General features: G+C 64.2%; 19 protein-coding genes. 3 read left to right on the top strand and 16 right to left on the bottom strand.

Annotation, left to right across the window (positions count from 1 at the left end):
* Window positions 1-105 precede the first annotated feature (105 nt).
* Together VNM24_08745 and VNM24_08740 are read left to right on the top strand one after the other, a co-directional pair.
* A complete protein-coding gene (locus tag VNM24_08745) occupies window positions 106-2,052 on the top strand; it encodes an ATP-dependent DNA helicase (protein ID HWQ38678.1) in 1,947 nt (648 codons plus the stop codon).
* A 164-nt stretch (window positions 2,053-2,216) separates the two neighbouring features.
* The gene (locus VNM24_08740) at window positions 2,217-2,693 is read left to right on the top strand and encodes a cytochrome P460 family protein (protein HWQ38677.1); all 477 of its coding nucleotides are present in this window, start codon (window positions 2,217-2,219) and stop codon (window positions 2,691-2,693) included.
* Here the strand turns inward: VNM24_08740 and VNM24_08735 are convergent.
* From VNM24_08735 to rluD, 8 genes are all read right to left on the bottom strand, one after another.
* Entirely contained in the window at window positions 2,674-3,093 is a 420-nt protein-coding gene (locus tag VNM24_08735) for a YkvA family protein (protein HWQ38676.1), read from the bottom strand. The genes VNM24_08740 and VNM24_08735 overlap by 20 nt on opposite strands.
* A gap of 40 nt (window positions 3,094-3,133) precedes the next feature.
* Window positions 3,134-4,477 (bottom strand): 30S ribosomal protein S12 methylthiotransferase RimO, encoded by a 1,344-nt coding sequence (gene rimO / locus VNM24_08730; GenBank protein ID HWQ38675.1) that lies wholly within the window; start codon window positions 4,475-4,477, stop codon window positions 3,134-3,136.
* 52 nt (window positions 4,478-4,529) lie between these two features.
* Complete coding sequence (phaR, locus tag VNM24_08725) at window positions 4,530-5,147, bottom strand: polyhydroxyalkanoate synthesis repressor PhaR (protein ID HWQ38674.1); 618 nt, start codon at window positions 5,145-5,147, stop codon at window positions 4,530-4,532.
* 815 nt (window positions 5,148-5,962) lie between these two features.
* Window positions 5,963-6,706: a beta-ketoacyl-ACP reductase gene (locus tag VNM24_08720; protein HWQ38673.1), complete on the bottom strand. Its 744-nt coding sequence runs from the start codon at window positions 6,704-6,706 to the stop codon at window positions 5,963-5,965.
* 33 nt (window positions 6,707-6,739) lie between these two features.
* On the bottom strand, window positions 6,740-8,443 hold the full coding sequence (gene phaC / locus VNM24_08715; GenBank protein HWQ38672.1) for a class I poly(R)-hydroxyalkanoic acid synthase: 1,704 nt from the start codon (window positions 8,441-8,443) through the stop codon (window positions 6,740-6,742).
* Window positions 8,444-8,536: 93 nt separating this feature from the next.
* Window positions 8,537-9,316: a ZIP family metal transporter gene (locus tag VNM24_08710; GenBank protein ID HWQ38671.1), complete on the bottom strand. Its 780-nt coding sequence runs from the start codon at window positions 9,314-9,316 to the stop codon at window positions 8,537-8,539.
* A gap of 69 nt (window positions 9,317-9,385) precedes the next feature.
* Window positions 9,386-10,132: a peptidoglycan editing factor PgeF gene (pgeF, locus tag VNM24_08705; GenBank protein HWQ38670.1), complete on the bottom strand. Its 747-nt coding sequence runs from the start codon at window positions 10,130-10,132 to the stop codon at window positions 9,386-9,388.
* Window positions 10,110-11,075 (bottom strand): 23S rRNA pseudouridine(1911/1915/1917) synthase RluD, encoded by a 966-nt coding sequence (gene rluD, locus VNM24_08700; GenBank protein HWQ38669.1) that lies wholly within the window; start codon window positions 11,073-11,075, stop codon window positions 10,110-10,112. Before rluD ends, pgeF begins: the two co-directional genes overlap by 23 nt.
* A 22-nt stretch (window positions 11,076-11,097) precedes the next feature.
* Here rluD and VNM24_08695 point away from each other — a divergent pair, with 22 nt between their 5' ends.
* Window positions 11,098-11,871, top strand: a complete 774-nt coding sequence (locus VNM24_08695) for an outer membrane protein assembly factor BamD (protein HWQ38668.1) — start codon at window positions 11,098-11,100, stop codon at window positions 11,869-11,871.
* 91 nt (window positions 11,872-11,962) lie between these two features.
* Here the strand turns inward: VNM24_08695 and VNM24_08690 are convergent, their stop codons facing one another.
* From VNM24_08690 to recJ, 8 genes are all read right to left on the bottom strand, one after another.
* Window positions 11,963-12,265: a metal-sensitive transcriptional regulator gene (locus VNM24_08690; GenBank protein ID HWQ38667.1), complete on the bottom strand. Its 303-nt coding sequence runs from the start codon at window positions 12,263-12,265 to the stop codon at window positions 11,963-11,965.
* Window positions 12,243-12,449: a cation transporter gene (locus VNM24_08685; protein ID HWQ38666.1), complete on the bottom strand. Its 207-nt coding sequence runs from the start codon at window positions 12,447-12,449 to the stop codon at window positions 12,243-12,245. The genes VNM24_08690 and VNM24_08685 overlap by 23 nt, the downstream gene beginning before the upstream one ends.
* A gap of 41 nt (window positions 12,450-12,490) precedes the next feature.
* Window positions 12,491-14,704 (bottom strand): heavy metal translocating P-type ATPase, encoded by a 2,214-nt coding sequence (locus tag VNM24_08680; GenBank protein ID HWQ38665.1) that lies wholly within the window; start codon window positions 14,702-14,704, stop codon window positions 12,491-12,493.
* 91 nt (window positions 14,705-14,795) lie between these two features.
* Entirely contained in the window at window positions 14,796-16,760 is a 1,965-nt protein-coding gene (locus VNM24_08675) for an acetoacetate--CoA ligase (protein HWQ38664.1), read from the bottom strand.
* A gap of 47 nt (window positions 16,761-16,807) precedes the next feature.
* Window positions 16,808-18,313, bottom strand: coding sequence for a lysine--tRNA ligase (gene lysS, locus VNM24_08670; protein HWQ38663.1), 1,506 nt, complete (start codon window positions 18,311-18,313; stop codon window positions 16,808-16,810).
* Between the two features lie 43 nt (window positions 18,314-18,356).
* A protein-coding gene (gene prfB, locus VNM24_08665) for a peptide chain release factor 2 (GenBank protein HWQ38662.1) occupies window positions 18,357-19,461 on the bottom strand; the annotation gives its coding sequence in 2 pieces (ribosomal slippage) (window positions 18,357-19,388 and window positions 19,390-19,461; 1,104 coding nt in all).
* Complete coding sequence (locus VNM24_08660) at window positions 19,378-19,662, bottom strand: hypothetical protein (GenBank protein HWQ38661.1); 285 nt, start codon at window positions 19,660-19,662, stop codon at window positions 19,378-19,380. Before VNM24_08660 ends, prfB begins: the two co-directional genes overlap by 84 nt.
* Window positions 19,663-19,981: 319 nt before the next feature.
* The gene (gene recJ / locus VNM24_08655; GenBank protein HWQ38660.1) at window positions 19,982-21,670 is read right to left on the bottom strand and encodes a single-stranded-DNA-specific exonuclease RecJ; all 1,689 of its coding nucleotides are present in this window, start codon (window positions 21,668-21,670) and stop codon (window positions 19,982-19,984) included.
* Window positions 21,671-21,675 lie beyond the last annotated feature (5 nt).

Raw genomic sequence — 21,675 nt, 5'->3', positions numbered from 1 at the left:
CCGGTCAAGGCAGGAAGCTTCGGACGCGCAACTCGCGCAGGCACGCAACGCGACGGCCAACGCTGCCATCGTCTAGACTTCGACCAGCGAACCGTAGGAAACCTCTTGCAGCTCCAGCATTTCTTCTCCGGCTCCGGGCCTCTGGCTCGAGTGATTCCGGACTACAAGGCGCGCCGACAGCAGCTCGAGATGGCCGAGGCCGTGTTGCAGGCGATCAGAGACCGCTCGGTGCTGATCGTGGAGGCGGGCACCGGAACCGGCAAGACGGTCGCTTACCTTGCGCCCGCCCTGCTCGAAGGCGGAAAGGTCATCGTCTCGACCGGTACCAAAACACTCCAGGACCAGTTGTTCGACCGCGATATACCGATGGTGCGCAAGGCCCTCCAGGTACCCGTCACCGTGGCATTGCTCAAGGGCCGGGCCAATTACGTCTGCCACTATCACCTGGAGCGCGCCGCAGCCGAGGGGCGTTTCCTGTCGCGGGATGATCTGGCGCACCTGGCGCTCATCGAGCGTTTTGCCCGTACTTCCACGAGCGGGGACCGCAACGATCTTGCGGAAGTGCCGGAAGATGCCGCCATTTGGCCGATGGTGACTTCCACCCGCGACAACTGTCTGGGTTCGGACTGCCCGCATTACCGGAAGTGCTTCGTTCTGGAGGCGCGCAAACGCGCCATGGAAGCGGATGTCGTGGTGGTGAACCATCATCTGTTCTTCGCCGACGTCATGCTGCGGGACGAAGGCGTGGCGGAACTGCTGCCCGCGTGCAACACGGTAATCTTCGACGAAGCCCATCAGTTGCCCGAAATTGCGAGTCTGTTTTTCGGGGATTCGATATCCACAGCCCAGTTGGTGGAGCTGGCGCGGGATGCCCGCATGGAAGCCGCCTCCTCGGCGCGTGACAGTCCTCGGCTGCCCGCTGCCGCCCAGGCCCTGGAGAAGGCGGCCAGGGACCTGCGCCTGTGCTTTGGGGAAGAGGGTGGGCGCCAGACCTATTCAGCCCTGGCCAGCCGAGGCGACGTTCGGGACGCACTCGACGCGCTCAGCTCGAAGCTGGCGGAGCTGGCCGCTACGCTGGAAGCGCACGCCGAGCGCAGCGAAGGACTGCACAATTGCTGGATGCGCGCACTTCACACCCAGGAGCGTCTGGCGCGTTGGCGTGACCAGGCCGATCCGTCGTGGGTACGATGGACCGAGACGTTCGCGCTCTCGGTGCATCTGAACGCCACCCCGCTTGCGATCGGCGAGATCTTCCAGCGGCAGATCGCCGGCAATCCACGGACGTGGATCTTTACCTCCGCAACGCTCTCGGTGCGCGGCGATTTCAGCCATTACCAGCGGGAAATGGGTCTCGAAGGCGCGCGTGCGATCGCCTGGGACAGCCCGTTTGATTACGCCGCTCAGGCGCTGCTATTCGTACCCGCGGGCCTGCCCGACCCGAACAGCGCCCGCTACACGGAGGCGGTAGTGGATGCTGCCCTGCCCGTGATCGAGTCGGCCGAGGGTAGGGCGTTTTTCCTGTTCACGAGCCTGCGCGCCATGCGCGAAGCGCGCGGTTTGCTGGAGCTTGGCATGCGTCGCATGGGCATGCGCTACCCGTTGTTGATGCAGGGCGAGGCCGCAAAGAGCGAATTGCTGGAGCGGTTCCGCCGGCTGGGCGATGCGGTGCTCCTTGGCAGCCATTCCTTCTGGGAAGGGGTGGACGTGCGCGGCGAAGCGCTCTCCCTGGTGATCATCGACCGCTTGCCGTTCAGCCCACCCGACGATCCGGTGCTCGCAGCGCGCATCGAGCAGATCAACAGCCAGGGACGCAGCGCCTTTCTGGAGTACCAGCTCCCGCAGGCAGTCATCACCCTGAAACAGGGGGCCGGCAGGCTGATCCGGGACGAAGCGGATCGGGGCGTGCTCATGATCTGCGATCCCCGCCTGGTTTCCAAACCCTATGGCCGCCGCATCTGGCAAAGCCTGCCGCCGATGACCCGGACCCGCGATCTGGGGGAGGTCCGCCGATTCTTCGCGCGTGCCCGGGCTACCTGCGGTGCGAGAGTGTGAGCAGTCGTCCAGGGCTCTCAGGAAAATCTGTAGTGCCCATTACGTGATTCTCGTGCGGCGTTTTCGCGTCAATCCCGTAGATCGATACGGCGAGAGTTTCCTAGAATGGTTCGCGTGCAATGACATCGGCTTGCACACGCAAGATCTGTCGATCAGGAGGAGCAATGAAACCTGCATCCATCGTATTTCTGGCCTGTACCGCGGCTGTCGCGACCGCGTTCGCCGCCGAGGGCGAAATTCCCTTTCCCAGCGGATATCGCACGTGGTACCACCACCACAGCACGGTGAATCTCGAGGGGCACGTTCCCGAAGGCAATGTCGGCATTCAGCACGTGTACGCCAACGAACTGGCCGTGGAAGGGCTGAAATCCGGCAAGTTCCGGGACGGCGCGATGTTCGCCGTGGATCGGTTCAAGTACGAGACTGGAGAGAACAAGACGATCACTCAGGGCGCGCGTAAGGTCGTAGCGGTGATGCTTCGTGACGAAACCCGATTCAAGGAAACCGGAGGCTGGGGGTTCGAGGCATTCAAGGGGGGCGACCCCGGCGCCCGCGTGGTGAAGGACGGAGGCAAGGCGTGCTTCTCGTGCCATATTCCGCACGCGGACAACAACTTCCTGTTTACGCGCGGTTTGAATTGAGCACGAAACCGAGCGAGGGCGCAAAAAGGGCGATCAGCCACCAGACCAGCACGACCCACACAGCGATCACGAGCACCGCTCCCACGCGGCTGCGAGGCGGCCGACGGCCGCTTGCCAGCCAGTCCTCGGCCATGGCCCGCGACTGGGCGAGAACCTCGCGTGGAACGAGCTTGAAAATGGCCCAGATCGCGAGTGGCAGCAGCAGCAGCTCGTCGACATATCCGAGCACCGGGATGAAGTCCGGAATCAGGTCGATGGGAGACAGCGCGTAGGTCACCACCAGCAGCGCCAGCGCCCTTGCGGACCAGGGCGTGCGCGGGTCGCGCACCGCAAACCACAATGCCAGGACGTCACGCTTGAGCAGCGCCGCGCGCGCTTTGATCCGGTCGCGTAGTGCCATGTCGACGGAGGGGGCGTGTGGCGCCGGCCGCAGCGAACGATCAGCGCTCCGCGAGCGGTTCCGCGTACAGATCGTGGGCGTCCGCCTTCGTGACCTGGACTGTCGCGAACTGGCCGGGGCGGAGCTGGGGAGCGCTTCGAACGTGAACGACACCGTCGATTTCCGGAGCATCCGCGCTGGATCTTGCAATCGCCTGCTCGTCCCGCAACTCGTCCACCAGCACGGTGAGCACGCGACCCACCTTGCTAGCCAGGCGGCGGGTGCTGATTTCTTCCTGCAGCGTCATGAAGCGCGCTCTGCGCACTTCCTTTTCCTCCTCGGGCACCGGGTCGGGCAGCTCGTTGGCTTGAGCGCCTTGCACGGGTGAGTAGGCGAAACAGCCAACCCGGTCAAGTTGCGCCTCCTCCAGGAACGCCAGCAGTTCCGCGAAATCGGCCTCCGTTTCACCCGGAAATCCCACGATGAAAGTGCTGCGAATGGCGAGATCCGGGCAGACCTCGCGCCAGCGCCGGATGCGATCGAGGTTCTTCTCCATGTTCGCCGGCCGCCGCATCAACTTCAGAATGCGCGGACTGGCGTGCTGAAAGGGAACATCCAAGTACGGGAGTATCTTTCCCTCGGCCATCAGGGCCACCAGCTCATCGACGTGCGGATACGGATACACGTAGTGGAGCCGCACCCACACGCCCAGCTCCCCCAAGGCACGCGCCAGATCGTTTATCCGGGTCTTGATCGGGCGTCCTCCCCAAAAACCGGTGCGGTACTTCACATCCACCCCGTAAGCACCGGTGTCCTGCGAGATAACCAGCAGTTCCTTCACGCCCGACTTCACCAGGGTTTCGGCTTCTTGCATGACTTCTCCGGCAGGACGGCTGACGAGCTCGCCGCGCATCGACGGGATAATGCAGAAGCTGCAGCGGTGATTGCATCCCTCGGAGATCTTCAGGTATGCATAGTGCCGGGGTGTCAGGCGAACCCCCTGCGGCGGCACCAGGTCGACAAAGGGGTCGTGCGGCTTGGGCAGGTGGTTGTGCACCGCCTGCAGGACTTCCGCTGTGGCCTGGGGACCGGTGACGGCCAGTACCTGCGGGTAGGACCGCCTTACGAGATCGCCCCTGGCGCCGAGACAGCCAGTGACAATCACCTTGCCGTTCTCCGCGATTGCTTCGCCGATCGCGTCTAATGATTCCTCCACTGCCGCATCGATGAAACCGCAGGTATTGACCACGACCAGGTCAGCCTCCTGGTAGGACGGCGCGATGAGATAGCCCTCTGCCCGCAGCTCGGTAAGGATGCGTTCCGAGTCGACGAGCGCCTTCGGACAGCCCAGCGAGACGAATCCGATCTTCGGTGCGCGCAGCGAATGGCGCTCAGTTCGGCGCATGGTCTTTACCGCTCATCGAGGTGGCGCCGCGCGGCTGCGCACGCGGTCCTTGTCACGAACCGGTTTTCTTCTGGGCCTGCTTGGCCGGATCGTCCTCGCTAGCGGGCTTGTCTTCGCCGGTGGTGGAGGAGGTTGTTCCCAGACCGCCGAAAGGAAAGGCGCCGAAAAGGTTGCGCGCCTGCTTCTGCATCTGCTGCTGCATTTCCAGAAATGCGTTCGCGCTTTGCTCAAGGTAGTTCGTCATCAGTCCCTGAATGGCAGGTCCCTGCATCTTGACGAATTGCGACCAGGCGTCGGGATTGAGCATTGGGTTTTCACCGAATCGCGGCAATCCCTGCTCCTGGAGCTTCTTCTGGATTTCGATGAACGTCTGGATATTCTTCTCGAGATAGCTCCCCATCATTCCCTGCATGGCGTTTCCGTAGAAGCGAATGATCTGCGCCAGCATCGACGAGGAGAACATCGGCGCGCCCGCTCCTTCTTCTTCCAGAATGATCTGCAGCAGGATGCTCCGAGTCAGATCCTCCTCGCTCTTGGCGTCGACCACCTTGAACTGGACCTGATCAAGGACCAATTGCTTCACGTCGGCCAAGGTGATGTAGCTGCTGGTCGCCGTATCGTAGAGCCGGCGATTCGGGTACTTCTTGATCAAGCGGATCTCTTGGGTCATTTGGCGTTCATCTCATCGGTGAGTCGCGGCCGGTTGCTCTGTGAGTGCCTGACGCGGTGCGTGGTGCGAGGATTATAACCCTTTGAATAACACGGAGAACACAGGGTCATGCAACGCGAAAACCCGCGCCGTTTGACAGAGCCGGCAATCGTTCTCCATAATGCGTGTGTTGCATCGCAACAGGTTCGTGCCGGAAAATCAGGGACAGCCGCTTAAGCCATTGAGAAACCGAGTTGAGCAGGCAAGGCTGGTCAGAGCGCTGGCTTCTTGCAGTGAACAAATCCGGCTCGTGGCTGAAACCGGGACGGCGGCTTGAGTGCTGCTGCGATCAGGCATCGGCGCGAATGGCAGGGCGATCGCAGCCCGGCTCCAGGGGCGTAGGGTCAATAGGCCCCGGAGAAGAAGAGGCATGCTATGGAATAAAGGTTGCTTACCAAGGGCTCAAGGCCACGCGAAGAAACAAAGGAATTTGGGAAGTTTTGAGCCGCGCAAGTTGAAGTAGAAAGGATTTTCTGCGGCAGCCAACCAACTGTCGCAATGGCTCAGGCGCCGCGAAAGCGGCCACTGAAGCGGCGAAGGCGAGAGGGCAGCTTCGCCAGTCATGGATTGCAGGGCTCCTCCCCCTTTACCTAAAGGTTTCGCCTTTAGTAAAGGTTGACCCCGATGGGTTCTCCCATCGGGGTTTTTTTTGGTCCGCTCAGCCCTGTTTTGGTGCGCAATTTGTGTCCAACGCTTGACGCAGTGCGTCAGATCGGCGGCCGGCCGCAGTCCGTCTGGAACTGACGGGCTTGAGGTCGCCCACCCTTTTTCACCTGTCAGTACATGTGCTGTCCGCCGTTGATCGAAATATTCGCACCAGTGATGAAAGCCGCCTCATCCGAGGCGAGATAGATGATCAATCCGGCAACTTCCTCCGGCCGGCCGAGCCGGCCCAGTGGAATCTGCGGCAGAATCTTCTCGTTCAGGATGTTTTCCGGAATCGCGGTCACCATCTTCGTTCCAATGTATCCGGGCGAGATGGTGTTGACGGTGACCCCCTTGCGCGCCACCTCCAGCGCCAGGGCTTTGGTGAAACCGTGCATTCCGGCCTTGGCGGCCGAGTAATTGGTCTGACCAAACGCGCCTTTTTGACCGTTGACCGAGGCCACGTTGATGATGCGGCCCCAGCCGCGCTCGACCATTCCGTCCAGTACCTGCTTGGTCATGTTGAAGACGCTGTCGAGATTGGTGCGCAGCACGATATCCCAGTCGGCCTTGGTCATCTTCCTGAACGTCATGTCGCGCGTGATTCCGGCGTTGTTCACGAGAACATCCACCGGACCCACCTCGGCCTGGACCTTCTTGACGCATTCCGCGCAAGAGTCGAAATCCGCCACGTCGGCGGGATACGCGCGAAAGTCATAACCGCGGCCTTGCATGATGGCGAGCCATTCGGGTGCGGTCTTGTTCCGGGGCGAGTGCGTCGTCACCACTTTGTAGCCCTGGTCGGCCATCTTGGTGCAGATCGATTCACCCAAGCCGCCCATTCCGCCAGTTACGAGAACGATACGATTCGCCATTAAAGCGCTCCTCCCTTGCGTTGAAGTTCGGTGTCAGCAATGCTCGCGCACGTAGCGTCCCGGTGCAGCTTCGATCGGACGGAATCGCGAGCTCCCGGGGCTGGCAGGCGCGGGCCTTCGCGCTCCGGAACGCTTCGCCAGCCACTGGCTCCAATGGTTCCACCAGCTCCCGCCGTGCATTTGCGCCGCCGCAAGCCAGTCGTCCGGGTCGGCGGGCAGTTCAGCGTTGATCCAGTGCTGCCGTTGATTCCTGGACGGCGGGTTCACCACTCCACCTACGTGGCCGCTCCCGCCCAGCACAAATTCCGTGCGACCGCCGAGCAGGCGCGCGCTTTCGTATGCGGTGCGCCAAGGCACGATATGGTCGTCGCGCGCCGCGAATACGAGCGCTGGAAGCGTGATTCTCGACAGGTCCACGGGCACGCCCTGCATGCGCAGTCTACCGCCAACGCGCAGGTTGTTCTCAAGATACATGTTGCGAAGGTAGTAGGCATAGAGCGGGCCGGGGAGATTACTGCCGTCGGCATTCCAGTAGAGCAGGTCGAACGGCTTCGGATCGCGACCGAGCAGATAGTTGTTCACGACGAAATACCAGATCAAGTCGTTGGCACGCAGCGTCGCGAAGGCCGCAGCCAGCCTGGTGCCCGGGATGACGCCTCCGGAGCCGTATTCCCGCTCGCACCACTGCACGTAGTCGCGGTCGACATAGACGCTGATCTCCCCGGTATCCGAGAAGTCGAGCATTGAGGCGAGCAGGGTCAGGGAGCACACGCCGCTGCGCCGGTGGGCAGCGAGCACCGCGAGCGCGCATGCGAGCAGAGTGCCTCCGACGCAGAAGCCCAGGGTGCTCACCGGCTTGCCTGCCCCCACGTCGCGCACCACATCCAGCGGCTCGAGCACTCCCTTGGCGATGTAGTCGTCCCAGGACAGATGTCCGAGCTGTGGCGGGATGTTGCGCCAGGAGACCATGCAGGTCGTGAAGCCGCGCTCGACGCAGAAACGAGCAAACGAATTGTCGGGCTGCAGGTCGAGCACGTAGTACTTGTTGATGAAGGGCGGAATGACCAGCAGCGGCCGCTCGAATACCTCCGGCGTAGCCGGCCGGTACTGAATCAGCTGCATCACCTCGTTCTCGAAGATTACCTCGCCGGGGGTGACCGCCAGATTGCGGCCGACTTCGAATGCCGACTCATCGGTCATCGAGATACGGCCGCGGGCGAGGTCGGCCTTCAGCCGCTGCAGGCCCCGAGCCAGGGTCTCGCCGCGGCTGCCGATCGCCGCCTTGACGACCTCCGGGTTGGAAGCCGGATAGTTGGTGGGCGCGAGGGCATCGACCAGGTGGCGGATGACGAAACGCAGCCGGCGCTGCAAACGGGGTTCCAGCGTCGGCAGCTCCGCAAGCCCGATCAAGTAGTCGCTGAACAACTCGTACTGTGCCAGCAGGAAGCGAAACCACGGCAGTTGGTCCCACTCCGGAGACTGAAATCTGCGGTCGGCAGCCGCAGTGCGCGGAACTTGCGCAGGATTGGTCCAGAGCCGCAGCCACTCCCGGTAGAACCGCGACTGCAGGGCCGCCAGCCTGCCGCGGGTGTCCTCGTTGGCGAGGAATGCCGTCAGGAGCGCCGCGAGATCGAGGCCCCGCAGCGGCAGGTCGCGAACGAGCGACTCGATCAGCTTCTGTTCGGACCGAGCCAGCATGTCCATGGGCTCGAATCGCAATCCGGTTGTGGATTCCATTTTCAAAGAGGGAGATTCGTCAGATCGGGGTTGAGAACCGAAGCAATGCAGTCCTGCTGCCGCCAGCGGGCGGATGGATCGACTGACGCCGCGTCACGCGGAAGTATTGGCTGCGAGCCACTTGACGCCCGCAATGGAGAAAATGCCGAGGCCGATCAGCGTGACTTGCTCGACCGTGTGCCGCAGTTCCGGCCGTCTGTGCAGCCCGGGAATCAGATCCGCTACAGCCACGTAGATCATGCTCGCCGCCGCCAGCGCCAGCAGAGGCGGCACCCAGGACTGGAGGGTCTGCAGGGCGATCCACGCGAGCAACGCGCCGATCAGCGTGGCGCCGCTCGAGAGCAGGTTGAAGATCAGGGCCTTGGTGCGAGAAAACCCCGAGTGCAGCAGGATCAGGAAGTCCCCGACTTCCTGCGGTATTTCGTGCGCGATCATGGCCACTGCCGTGACGATACCCAGTTCGACGTTGGTCAGAAACGCCGCGGCGATCAGAATACCATCCACGAAGTTATGGATCGTATCGCCGATCAGAATCATCAGGCCGCTGCGTTTATCATCGGTCGGTTCGGAGTGACGGTCGTGGGCCTCGCAGGATTCGACGTGACAGTGCCGCCAGAGAACCAGCTTTTCCAGAATGAAGAACCCGAGGATGCCGCCGAGCACCGTCGCCGTGAGCGCGTGAACGTTGGCCGTTTCTTCCAGCGCGTGAGGCAGGATTTCCAGAAAGACCGCACCGAGCAGCGCGCCGACGGCGTAGCTGATCAACATCGACACGCGTGAGCGCGGCACGCTCAGCGAAAAGCCCGCGGCCGCGAATACGCTGATCAGAGCGCCAGCGAGCGTGGACAGCATGATCCAGCCGAGTACGGACATGGTGCGGGAAGCGGAATGACAGACCGGGTCAGTATAAGGGGCCTGTCAAGCCCCTCGATGTGGAACCGCTCAATCGGGTTCGCGCCAGATCAGCGCGGCCATGCGCCCGGTGATCCGATCCCGACGGTGCGAGAAGAAGCGGACAGGGTCCGAATACGTGCAGATTCCGCCGCCGTAGACTTCTCGCACGCCCGCTGCACCCAGCCGCCGGCGCGCGAGCGCGAACAAATCGCAGAGCCATTTGCCCCTGTCATGGGGCACAAAGGCTCGGGCGGCCTGCGGGTCGTTCGAGACAAACGCATCGAACACATCTTGCCCGACCTCGAATGCCCGCGGACCGATGCCGGGGCCAAGATAAGCCAGCAGCTCGCCCGCTGGTACCCTCAGGGCGGCCACTGTGGCTTCGATGATCCCGCGCGCAAGCCCGCGCCAACCAGCGTGGGCTACGGCAACGGCGGTCGCGTTACGGTCGGTGAGCAGCACCGGAAGACAATCGGCGATCAGCACGGCGCACACCACGCGGGCGCTGCACGTGTATGCCCCGTCCGCTTCGACTTCCGAGAAGACTTCATCGGCCTCGACCACATCGCTGCCATGGACCTGGCGCAGCCATCTCGGTTCTTCCGGGAGGTGGGCTCGCAGCAATGCGCGGTTGCTTCGAACGGCTTCGGTGTCGTCCGCGACCCTCGATCCGAGATTCATAGACGCATACGGCCCGCGGCTCACCCCGCCGCGCCGCGTCGTGATGAACGAGCGCACCGAGGGCGGAGCGGGCCAGTCAGGAACGATCCAGTCATGCTGCGACAGGTCGGCCATGGCGCAATTGCTGCAATAGCTGCTCGAGATCGGGCGGCAACGGTGACTCCCACTCCAGCATTTGCCCGCGCTCGGGATGGAGCAGACGCAGGCGGGCTGCATGTAATGCCTGGCGCGCAAACCCTATCGCAGCCGCGGTCGGCGCAGCGCCCGAGCGCCTTGCGCGGTACACGGAATCGCCGATCAAGGGATGTCCGATCGAGGACAGATGCACCCGGATCTGGTGTGTACGCCCAGTATCGAGCCTGCATCGCACGAGCGACCAGCCTGGATGGTGTTCGACCGGCCAGTAATGGGTGGTGGCGGGTTTTCCGCGCGCAACAACCGCCATGCGTGTGCGCGCGGTCGGGTGGCGCCCGATCGGCGCATCGACAACCCCCGGACGCGCCAGTTCACCATGGACCAGCGCGAGATATTCGCGTCCCACGGAGCGGGCCTGCAACTGGCGCACAAGCGCAGTTCGAGCGCTCACTGTCTTGGCGACCACCAGCAGCCCGCTGGTGTCCTTGTCGAGCCGGTGAACGATACCGGCGCGCGGCAACTGCGCGAGCTGTGGCGCATATCCGAGCAGCGCATTGAGCAGCGTTCCCCTCCAGTTTCCGCTGCCAGGATGAACCACCAGCCCCGCGGGCTTGTCGATGACCAGAATCGCCGCGTCCTCGTAAACGATGCGCAGCCCCATGTCTTCGGGCACGAAGGCCTGAGCGGCCGGCTCGGGCTGGACCGCGATGCGAATGGTCTCTCCGCCCCGGACTTTCGACTTCGCCGTGACCGCGCGACCCTCCACGCGCACGTGGCCCGCACGAATCCATTGCTGCAGTCGGCTGCGAGAGTGCTCCGTGAGCAGTCGCGCGAGGGCCTGATCCAGTCGTAGGCCGGCGCATTCGGCCGGGACCACCAGCTGCCGGATCCCGGGCTCGTCATGCCTTACCGTATAATTCACCGCACTTTTTTCGGAGTTCGACGTGAGACGTAGTTTAGCCATTGTTCTGCTGCTGGCTGCCGCCTGTGCGCTCGACCCGGTGGACGAAACCAGGGACTGGGGCCCCGACAAGCTGTACTTCGCGGCGCGCGCCGAGCTGCAAGACAAGAACTACAAGAAGGCCATCAGCTACTACCAGAAGCTGGAATCGCGTTATCCATACGGACGGTTTGCCCAGCAGGCGCAGCTCGACACCGCGTACGCCTACTGGAAGGACGACGAGCCGGCGCTGGCGCTCGCCGCCTGCGACCGCTTCATTCGCGAGCATCCGAACCATCCCGACGTCGACTACGCCTATTACCTGAAGGGACGGATCAACTTCAACGAAGATCTGGGCGTTCTCGGCTTTATCAGCCGCAAGGATCTCACCGAGCGCGACCCGCAGGCGGCGCGCGATGCTTTCGACGCGTTCAAGGAACTGGTCACCCGCTTTCCGGAAAGCAAGTATGCGTCCGACGCGCGCGTCCGTATGACATACCTGGTGAATGCGCTGGCCTCGCACGAGGCGCATGTCGCCGAATACTACTTTCGGCGCGCCGCCTACGTGGCCGCCGTGAACCGCGCGCAGCACGTGCTCCTTACGTACCCGCAGGCCCCGGCAATCGAGCGTGCGCTGGTCGTGATGGTCAAAGCCTACGATGCCATGGGAATGAACGATCTGCGCGACGATGCTCATCGCACGCTGAAGGCGAACTTCCCCGACAACACGCTGGCGATCAGGAACGGCCGCGAGCGCTCCTGGTGGATGTTCTGGTAGGTCCGGACCGCATCGCGAGCGGCATGGGACCCCGCGCAACCGGCAGCCGGCGGGCGAGGAGAGTTGCTTCACCGCCTCCGAAATGCGCCCATCAACGGGAGAACGCGTCGACGACTCTGAGCAGTTCGTCGATCGCGGCCTGGCCCCGCCCGGACTTCACCGCGGCCTGGACGCAGTGATGGGCATGATCCTCCAACAGGCCTTTTGCGATCGCGTCCAGCGCGCTACGCACCGCGGCGATCTGGGTCAACACGTCTACGCAGTAGCGATCCTCTTCGACCATGCGTGCGATGCCCCGAATCTGTCCTTCGACGCGGTTCAGCCGCCTGAGCAGCGCGGGCTTGTCGCTGCGGTGCGGCGCGGTGCGCTTCCTAGTCCGCCTGGTAGCCGGCATCCAGAATCGCCCTTTTGATCCGTGTCGTGCCGGTTTTCGCCGGGTCGAAGACGACCCGTGCTTCCCCACGCTCGAGCGATACCTGTGCCTTACGCACGCCGGGAACAGCACTGAGCACATTGGCTACGCTGCGCTCGCAGCCACCGCAGGTCATTCCACCGATCTTGAGTACCAATATCTCCATTCTTGCCTCCGAGATGGGGCGATCGAAAAATGTGCCGCCGTTCACGCCGGCTGCCGGTCATGCGACATGGGGGACCAGCGCTTGAGCAGCAGTGAATTAGTGACCACCGACACCGAACTCAACGCCATCGCCGCCGCGGCAATCACCGGGTTGAGCAGGCCGAGCGCCGCCAGCGGAATGCCGAGGACGTTGTAGATGAAAGCGAAGAACAGGTTCTGGCGGATTTTCGCCAACGTGGCGCGCGACAAGTCGATGGCATCGGCCACACTGGCCAGATCGTTGCGCATGAGCGTGACCTCAGCTGCTTCAATGGCGATATCGGAACCCGCCGCGATGGCGAAACCGATGTCCGCGGCTGCGAGCGCCGGCGCGTCGTTGATGCCATCGCCCGCCATGCCGACCAGCCCGTCTTCACCTTTCAGGGCGGCCACTGCGGCGGCTTTGTCGGCGGGCGATACTTTCGCGCGGAAATGCCGGATTCCCACGGCGCGCGCCACCGCGCCGGCCGCCGCTTCGTTGTCCCCGGTCAGCATCATGGTGTCGACGCCCATGCGTCGCAGGCGTTCGACCGCAGGTTTCGAAGTCGGGCGCGCCGCATCGGCGAGCGCGATGAAACCCAGCGCCTTTCCATCCAACGCGACGCCGACCACCGTGTTGCCGGCACGTGCCAGGCGTTCGGCCTGCTTGGCGTCGAAGGCGATTCCTTGACCGGCCAGAAACTGCACGGAACCGAGCAGCGCGGCCCGGCCATCGATGTCCCCGGACATCCCGAGCCCGGAGTGAGCCGTCAGCGTGCCAACCGACGGCAACGGCGTGTGGTGCTGGCGAGCAAATTCGACGATGGCCCGGGCAAGTGGGTGACGCGAACCTTGTTCCAGCGCCGCGGCCACGACGATCAATTGGCGTTCATCGCCTGTCGCCTGGACTTCGACGACTGCCGGGCGGCCCTGCGTGAGAGTTCCGGTCTTGTCCACGACCAGCGTGCGGATCTTCCCGGCACGCTCCAGCGCAGCCGCGTCGCGCACTAGGATTCCCGCCTGTGCGCCGCGCCCGGTGCCGACGATGATGGCGGTCGGGGTGGCCAGGCCGAGCGCGCACGGACAGGCGATGACCAGCACGGCGACCGCGTGGGTCAGTCCCTCGGCGAAACCGCTGGAAAGCCACCATCCGGCGAGGGTGAGCAGGGCCATGCCCAGCACGACGGGAACGAAGGCGCCGGAGATCCGATCGGCCAGCCGCTGGATCGGTGCCTTGCTGCCCTGGGCTCGTTCAGTCAGGCGGACGATTTCAGCCAGGCGCGTGCGCGCACCGGTGCCCGTCGCGCGCACCTCGAGCAGCCCGTCGAGGTTCTGGGTGCCGGCGTAGACTCGCGCACCCTTGCGCTTCGGGAGCGGCAGGCTCTCGCCGGTCAGCAGGCTTTCATCCACGCTCGAACGACCTTCGAGGACTTCCCCATCGACCGGCAGGCGCTCGCCTGCCGCGACCAGGACTCGATCGCCGACCGCGATTTCCGACACCTCGACTTCCCGTCGTTTCCCGTCGCGCTGCACGGTCGCGCGCCGCGGTTGCAGTCTGAGCAATTGCTCGATCGCCGCCGAGGCACGGCCTCGGGCACGGGCCTCGAGCAACCTGCCCATGAGGACCAGGGTGATGATGGCTGCCGAGGCCTCGAAGTACACATGCCGCTCGTGCAGCCCGAACAGGGTGACCGCGGCACTGAACAGGTAGGCCATGCTCGTGCCGAGCGCGATCAGCACGTCCATGTTGGCCGAGCCGCCGCGCAGCGCACGCCAGGCACCGGCGTAGAAGCGCGAGCCCACCCAGAACTGAACGGGAGTGGCGAGCAGCATCTGCAACCAGCGCGGAATCAGATCGACATGCCGGCCGTCGAGCATCCCCAGCATCTGAGCCAGCAGCGGCGCGGCAAGGGCCGCCGAGAGCCAGAACAGTCGCAGGTCGCGCCGGTAACCTTCGGCGGGCCGGGTCTTACTGCTCGAGTCCGCGGACTCGCCGATTGCATGGGCGTCGTAGCCGGCCTTGCGCACGACGGCAAGCAAGTCTTGCAGCGCGACATCGGACCGCATGCGTATGCGCGCGCGCTCGGCAGCGTAGTTCACTGCGGCCTCGATGCCCGGCACGCGGTTCAAGGCGCTCTCGATGCGGCTGGCGCAGGCCGCGCAGGTCATCCCTTCGAGAGCAAGCTCGACTTCTCGGCCCCCCGCGCTGCCGGAGCCGGCGTTCATCGCGGTATCCATGGAGCGGAATCATATACCCTATGGGGGTATTGGTGAACCGCACGGATCGCTCCGGCGGCAATCCTGGCCGCAGGCGCACCCCGTCTTCCGGTCAGGTCTTCAGTTCTGGCCGGTCTTTGAACTGCTCCAGCGCTTCTGGGTTGGCCAGCGCCTCGAAGTTGCGCACCGGCTGGCCGTGGACGACGTTGCGTACCGCCAGCTCGACGATCTTTCCGCTCCTCGTTCGCGGAATGTCGAAAACCTGCACGATCTTCGCCGGCACGTGGCGTGGCGTGGTGTTGCGGCGAATCTGCTCCTTGATCCTTGCGATCAGCGTCTCGTCGAGCGTGAGGCCCTCGCGCAGCCGCACGAAAAGCACGATGCGCACGTCGTTGTCCCAGTCCTGACTGATCACCAGGCTTTCCACGACTTCCTCGAGCTGCTCGACCTGCCGGTAGATTTCCGCAGTGCCGATGCGCACGCCGCCGGGGTTGAGCGTGGCGTCCGAGCGGCCGTAGATAATGGCGGTGCCGCGCGGTGTCAGCTCCATGAAGTCGCCATGACACCACACGCCGGGGTAGCGGGCGAAGTAGGCGTTGTGGTATTTGGCTCCGTCCGGGTCGTTCCAGAAACGCACCGGCATCGACGGGAAAGGAGCGGTACACACCAGCTCGCCCTTCTGGCCGACGACGCTGCGCCCGGCCTCGTCGAATACCTCGACCTTCATTCCGAAACCGCGACACTGGATCTCGCCGCGATAGACCGGCAGCGTGGGGTCGCCGAGCACGAAGCAGGAGACGATATCGGTGCCTCCAGAGATCGACGACAGCAGCAGGTCGCGCTTGATCGCACGGTAGACGTAGTCGAAGCTCTCGGCGATGAGCGGCGATCCGGTGGAGGTCATCGTTTTCAGACTGGAAAGACGATGCGTTTCGATCGGTCTGACGCCGGCCTTGTGCAGCGCGTCGATGTATTTGGCGGAGGTGCCGAACACCGTCATGCGCTCGGCATCGGCGTAGTCGAACAGCACGCTCGGACCCGGATAAAACGGCGAGCCGTCGTAGAGCAGCAGCGTGGCGCCGCTGGCCAGCCCGCTCGCCAGCCAGTTCCACATCATCCATCCGCAGGTGGTGAAATAGAAGAATCGGTCACCCGGCTTCAGATCGGTGTGCAGCTGATGTTCCTTCAGATGCTGCAGCAGGGTACCGCCAGCCCCATGCACGATGCATTTCGGCACGCCGGTCGTTCCCGACGAGTAGAGAATGAACAGTGGGTGGTTGAACGGCAGCCGGCGGAAGACGATCGGCCGCGGCCGGTATTGCGCGAGGAACTCAGTCAGATGCAGCGCGCGGGGTATTGCGGAAATGTCCGGCCGTTCGCGCGTGTACGAGCAGACGACCACGCGCTCGACGGTGGGCAGCCCGGCCGCGATCTCGGCGACGCGGGACAGGGTGTCGTGGGCCTTGCCGTTATAGTAGTAGCCCTCGACCGCGAACAGGATCTTCGGTTCAATCTGGCCGAAGCGGTCGATCACCCCCTGGACACCAAAATCCGGCGAGCACGACGACCAGATTGCACCCAGGCTGGCGGTTGCCAGCATGAAGATGATGGTGTCTGGCAGATTCGGCATGAACGCTGCAACCCGATCGCCTGCGCGCACGCCTGCCCCTTCCAGCGCCTGCACAACCCTGGAAACGGCGTCGTACAGCTCGTCGAAACCGAGCCGCCGGCGCGCCTTGTCCTCACCCCAGAACACGAGTGCCGTGTCGCTGCTGCGTGCCCGGAGCAGATTTTCCGCATAGTTCAGGCGGGCATCCGGGAACCACTGCGCGCCGGGCATGCGGTGGGCGTCCGCCAGCACGCGCTCACCGCCGGTCTCGCCCACGACTCCGCAGAAATCCCACACCGCGGTCCAGAACTTCTGCGGCTCGCGGATCGACCACTCGTACAAACCCGGTGAATCCTCGACCCCCGCTTTCCAGCGGCGATTGATCAGACGGATGAAGCGCACGATGTTGGATCGGGCGATCCGTTCCCGTGACGGTGTCCAGAGAACGGGCGGAATGTCTCGGTTCATGTGCGGTGTTCCTGAGGCAACGAATCCGCGTGCTGCGCAATCCGTCCCTACTCCGGGCGCATGTGCGGAAAGAGGATGACGTCGCGAATCGAAGGGCTGTCGGTCAACAGCATGACCAGCCGGTCGATGCCGATGCCTTCGCCGGCAGCCGGCGGCAGTCCGTATTCCAGCGCGCGAATGTAGTCGGCGTCGTAGAACATCGCTTCTTCGTCTCCTGCCGCCTTGGCATCGGCCTGCCGGCGAAAGCGCTCGGCCTGGTCCTCGGGATCGTTGAGCTCGGAGAATCCGTTGGCGATCTCGCGCCCGCAAATGAACAGTTCGAAGCGGTCGGTGACCGCGGGGTTGGCGTCGTTGCGCCGGGCGAGCGGCGACACATCAGTGGGAAACGCCACGATGAAGGTCGGCTGGACGAGCTTCGCTTCGGTGGTCTGCTCGAAGAGCTTCAGTTGCAGCACCCCGACGCTGTCGGAGGGAAACACTTCCACGTCGAACGGCGCCAGTGCGACCTTCAGGTACTCGGCCTTGTCCAGCTCGGACAGGGCATAGCGCGGGTTGTACTTGGCGATCGCCTCACTCATGGTCAGGCGGTCGAAGGGTTTGCCAAAATCGATGGTTTCGCCTTGATAAACGGGCGTGGTGGTGTTCACCGCGTCGACCGCGACCTTGCGCAACAGCTCTTCGGTCAAGTCCATCAGGTAGTGGTAGTCCTGATAGGCCTCGTAGAACTCCAGCATTGTGAATTCCGGATTGTGCTTGGTCGAGATGCCTTCGTTGCGGAAGTTGCGGTTGATCTCGAAGACCTTCTCCAGGCCGCCCACGACCAGCCGCTTGAGGTAGAGCTCGGGCGCGATGCGCAGGTACAGATCCATGTCCAGCGCGTTGTGATGGGTGACGAACGGCCGTGCCGCGGCCCCGCCGGGCAGCGGCTGCATCATCGGGGTCTCGACTTCCAGATAGCCGCGGTCGACGAAGAAATTGCGAATCGACTGTACGATCCTCGAGCGCACCTCGAACGTGCGGCGTGTTTCCGGATTGACGATCAGGTCCAGGTAGCGCTGGCGGTATCTCTGTTCTTGGTCGACCAGTCCTCGGAACTTCTCGGGCAGCGGGCGCAGCGCTTTCACCAGCAGCCGAATGCGCCGGACCTTGACGGTGAGCTCGCCGGTCCTGGTCTTGAAGAGCGAACCTTCGGCTCCGACGATGTCGCCGAGATCCCAATGCTTGAAGGCGGCATGGGCTTGTTCCCCGGTCACGTCGTTGGCCACGTACAACTGGATCCGCCCCGACATGTCCTGCACGGTCGCGAAGCTCGCCTTGCCCATGACGCGCTTGAGCATCATCCGGCCGGCCACCGCGACGTCGATCGCCAGCGATTCGAGCTGGTCGTTGGAGCAGGTCCCGTAACGGCCGTGCAGCTCGGCCGCCAGGTGGGTGCGCCGGAAATCGTTGGGGAAGGCGTTGCCCTGTGCGCGCAACCGGGCGAGTTTCGCCTTGCGTTCCTCGATGATCTGATTGGTGTCGGCCGCCGGCGGCGGATGGTTGCCGTCTTGCATAATCACTGCTGTCGAGCCTGATGCCCGGGCACACGGCGGGTCGTCATACGCCCTGCTTCAGGCTCGCTTCGATGAACGGATCCAGATCTCCGTCCAGCACCGCCTGCGTGTTGCCGATCTCCACGTGGGTACGCAGGTCTTTGATGCGTGACTGGTCGAGCACGTACGAGCGAATCTGATGACCCCAGCCGATGTCGGTCTTGGAGTCCTCCAGTTTCTGCTGCTCGGCCTGGCGCTTGCGCAATTCGAACTCGTAGAGCCGCGAGCGCAGCATCGCCATGGCCTCGTCGCGGTTGCGGTGCTGGGAGCGGTCGTTCTGGCATTGGACCACGATGCCGGTCGGCAGGTGGGTGATGCGCACCGCCGACTCCGTACGGTTGACGTGCTGACCGCCAGCGCCGGAGGCGCGATAGACGTCGATGCGCAGATCGGCCGGGTTGATGTCGATCTGGATCGTGTCGTCGACCTCCGGATAGACGAAGACGCTGGCGAATGATGTGTGGCGCCGGGCGTTGGCGTCGAAAGGAGACTTGCGGACAAGACGGTGCACGCCGGTCTCCGTGCGCAAGGTGCCGAACGCGTAGTCGCCCGATACTTTGAGCGTCGCGCTCTTGATTCCGGCGACCTCTCCTGGCGACTCTTCCAGCACTTCGACGTCGAACCCCTTCTTCTCGCAGTAGCGGACGTACATCCGCTCGAGCATCGCGGCCCAGTCCTGTGCTTCGGTACCGCCGGCCCCAGCTTGGATGTCCAGAAAACAGTTGTTCGGGTCCATCGGGTGGGAAAACATGCGACGGAACTCCAGGTCTCCGACGGCGTCCTCGATCGCGTCGAGATCGCGCTCGACGGCGCCCAATGTAGCCTCATCGCGCTCGGAGTGCGCGAGCGCGAACAGCTCGCGGGCATCGCGCAGGCCGGTGCCGATGCGCTCCAGAGTGCTCACCACCCCTTCCAGTGCCTTCTTTTCCCGCCCGAGGTCTTGCGCCCGCTTGGGGTCGTCCCAGATGCGGGGGTCCTCGATCAGCCGAAGGATCTCTTCCAGGCGCGCGCGCTTGGCGTCGAAGTCAAAGATACCTCCGCAGCTCTCCAGCTCGGGCGTCGAGATCGTTGAGCTTGGACTCGATGGCGTTGATGCGTTCCGCGTCCATGGGCGGTTCCGAAGGAAAGGCAGGAATTCTACCCGATGCGCCGCGCGCGGCTGCGTTTGACCGACAGCAGCCCGGCGACCAGGCCCGCGGCGAGCGCGGACGTTGGCGGCGCCTGATGCCGCGCAACTCGGCCTTGAAGTAGAGCAGCGGCGTGGCGATCACCGCGCGCATCACGGCAGCCTGTGCGTACCTACGGCTCATGGCGGCCAATGTGCAGCGGACCGGAACGGCCGCCACGGTCGTAGTACCGCGTTCGGCTTCCGGTCTTTCGCGCCGCAGGCCGCGATGATCATGGCGCCCACCAGCAAAGGTCTGCCGACTGTCGGCCGGGGGCGGCGCAGACCAGCGGAGAAAAGGCGGCGAGCGCACCGAACCAGCGCGACGAGCGCAAAGGGTGCAGTCCGACCTTCGCTTCGGGATGGCGTTGATGCGCGAGGCCGATCAAAAGACCCCTCGCCAGGCTGGCCACAAACGCCGGCAGATGCTCCCCCGGCTGCCTTCGAGCCGGGAACAATTCCATCTAGGCCGCACTCCATCGCTCGATGACCAATTGGGGGCTGCGCGCACCGTTGAATTCGTTGATCTGCAAGCGGTAGACGGCCAGTACGCGGGAAGGCAGGCCCGTGTCCTCACCAAAGCGGATCGCTTCTACGACACCGTGGGTCCCGGCTTGGCGCATCTTCAACCGCAAGTGTCGGCCACCGACCACGAACTGCTCGACGACCTCGAATTCCTGGCAGAACAGCGGTGGCGGAAAACCCTGACCCCAGACTTGGGCCTCGATCGCTTCCGCCAACGCGAGCGAAATCTCGTCGGGCGCGAGTGCTCCATCGGTTTCGAGGACCTGGTGCAGATCACCAGGCTCCAGCAGCGAGCGGACGACGTCTTCGAAGGCATCGGCAAATCTGGGAACGTCGCCCATGCGCACGCTTGCCCCGGCCGCCGCGGCATGACCGCCGAAGCGCAGCACTAGGCCCGGGTGGCGCTTGGACAGAAGATCCAGCGCGTCGCGCAGGTGCAAACCCGGGATGGATCTGCCCGAGCCCTTGGCCTCACCGTCGACGCCCGGTGCGAAGGCAAATACCGGCCGGTGAAAACGCTCCCTGAGCCGCGACGCCAGAATTCCGATGACGCCTTGGTGCCATTGCGGATCGTAGAGTGCCAGCGAGTAGCGGTCCACGACCTCGATCCGCCCGACGATGTCAAGCGCGGCGTCGTGCATCTGCGCCTCGATGTCGCGCCGCTCGCGATTCAACCGTTCCAGCTCGGCGGAGAGCGCCGCGGCCCGGGCGTCATCCCGTGCGAGCAGACACTCGATGCCCAGACTCATGTCAGTGAGTCGTCCGGCGGCATTGAGCCGTGGGCCGAGAACGTAGGCCAGATCGTAGGTCGATGCGCGCCCCGGGTCGCGGCCAGCGCTGCGAAACAGCGCTGCGATCCCGGGTCTGGCGCGGCCGGCGCGGATGCGCCGCAATCCTTGCGCAACCAGGATACGGTTGTTGTCGTCGAGCCTGGCTACGTCGGCGACAGTTCCCAGCGCCACCAGGTCCAGCGCATCCGCAAGATTGGGCTCCCGTCGGTTGGCAAAGGCGCCGCGCCGCCGCAGCTCGGCGCGCAGCGCGAGCAACACGTAGAACATGACGCCCACGCCCGCCAGGTGTTTGCTGGGGAACTCGCAGCCGGGCTGATTGGGATTGACGATGCAATCCGCCTCCGGCAACTGCTCGCTCGGAAGATGATGGTCGGTGATCAGAACGCGCATGCCGAGCCGGCGCGCCGCCGCGACTCCATCCACGCTGGCAATGCCGTTGTCCACGGTGATCAGCCAGTCCGGCCGTTGCTGCGCGGCGACCTCCACGATCTCGGGCGTCAGCCCATAGCCGTACTCGAACCGATTGGGCACGAGATAGTGGACCTGCGCACCCATTGCGCGCAGCGCCGCGAGGGCCAGAGCGCACGAAGTCGCGCCATCGGCGTCGTAGTCCGCGACGACGAGCAGTTTCCGGTGCCGGGCAATCGCATCGGCGAGCAGCGCCGCGGCGCTTTCGACGCCGCGCAACTGATCGAATGGTAGCAGCGCGCCGAACGCGGTATCGAGCCGGGCTGGCCGGTCGATGCCGCGGGCGCAGAACACGCGCGCCAGCGGCGGCAGCACGCCAGCCTCGATAAGTCTCCTGCAGGCTTCGGCCGGGACGGGCCGGGTGACGATCCGCG

The sequence above is a fragment of the Burkholderiales bacterium genome (genome assembly GCA_035560005.1).
In the GTDB taxonomy this organism is placed as follows: Bacteria; Pseudomonadota; Gammaproteobacteria; order Burkholderiales; family Eutrophovitaceae; genus DASRFY01.
Note: the sequence above shows the minus strand (reverse complement) of the source record. Positions and strands in the feature narration are given on the sequence as shown.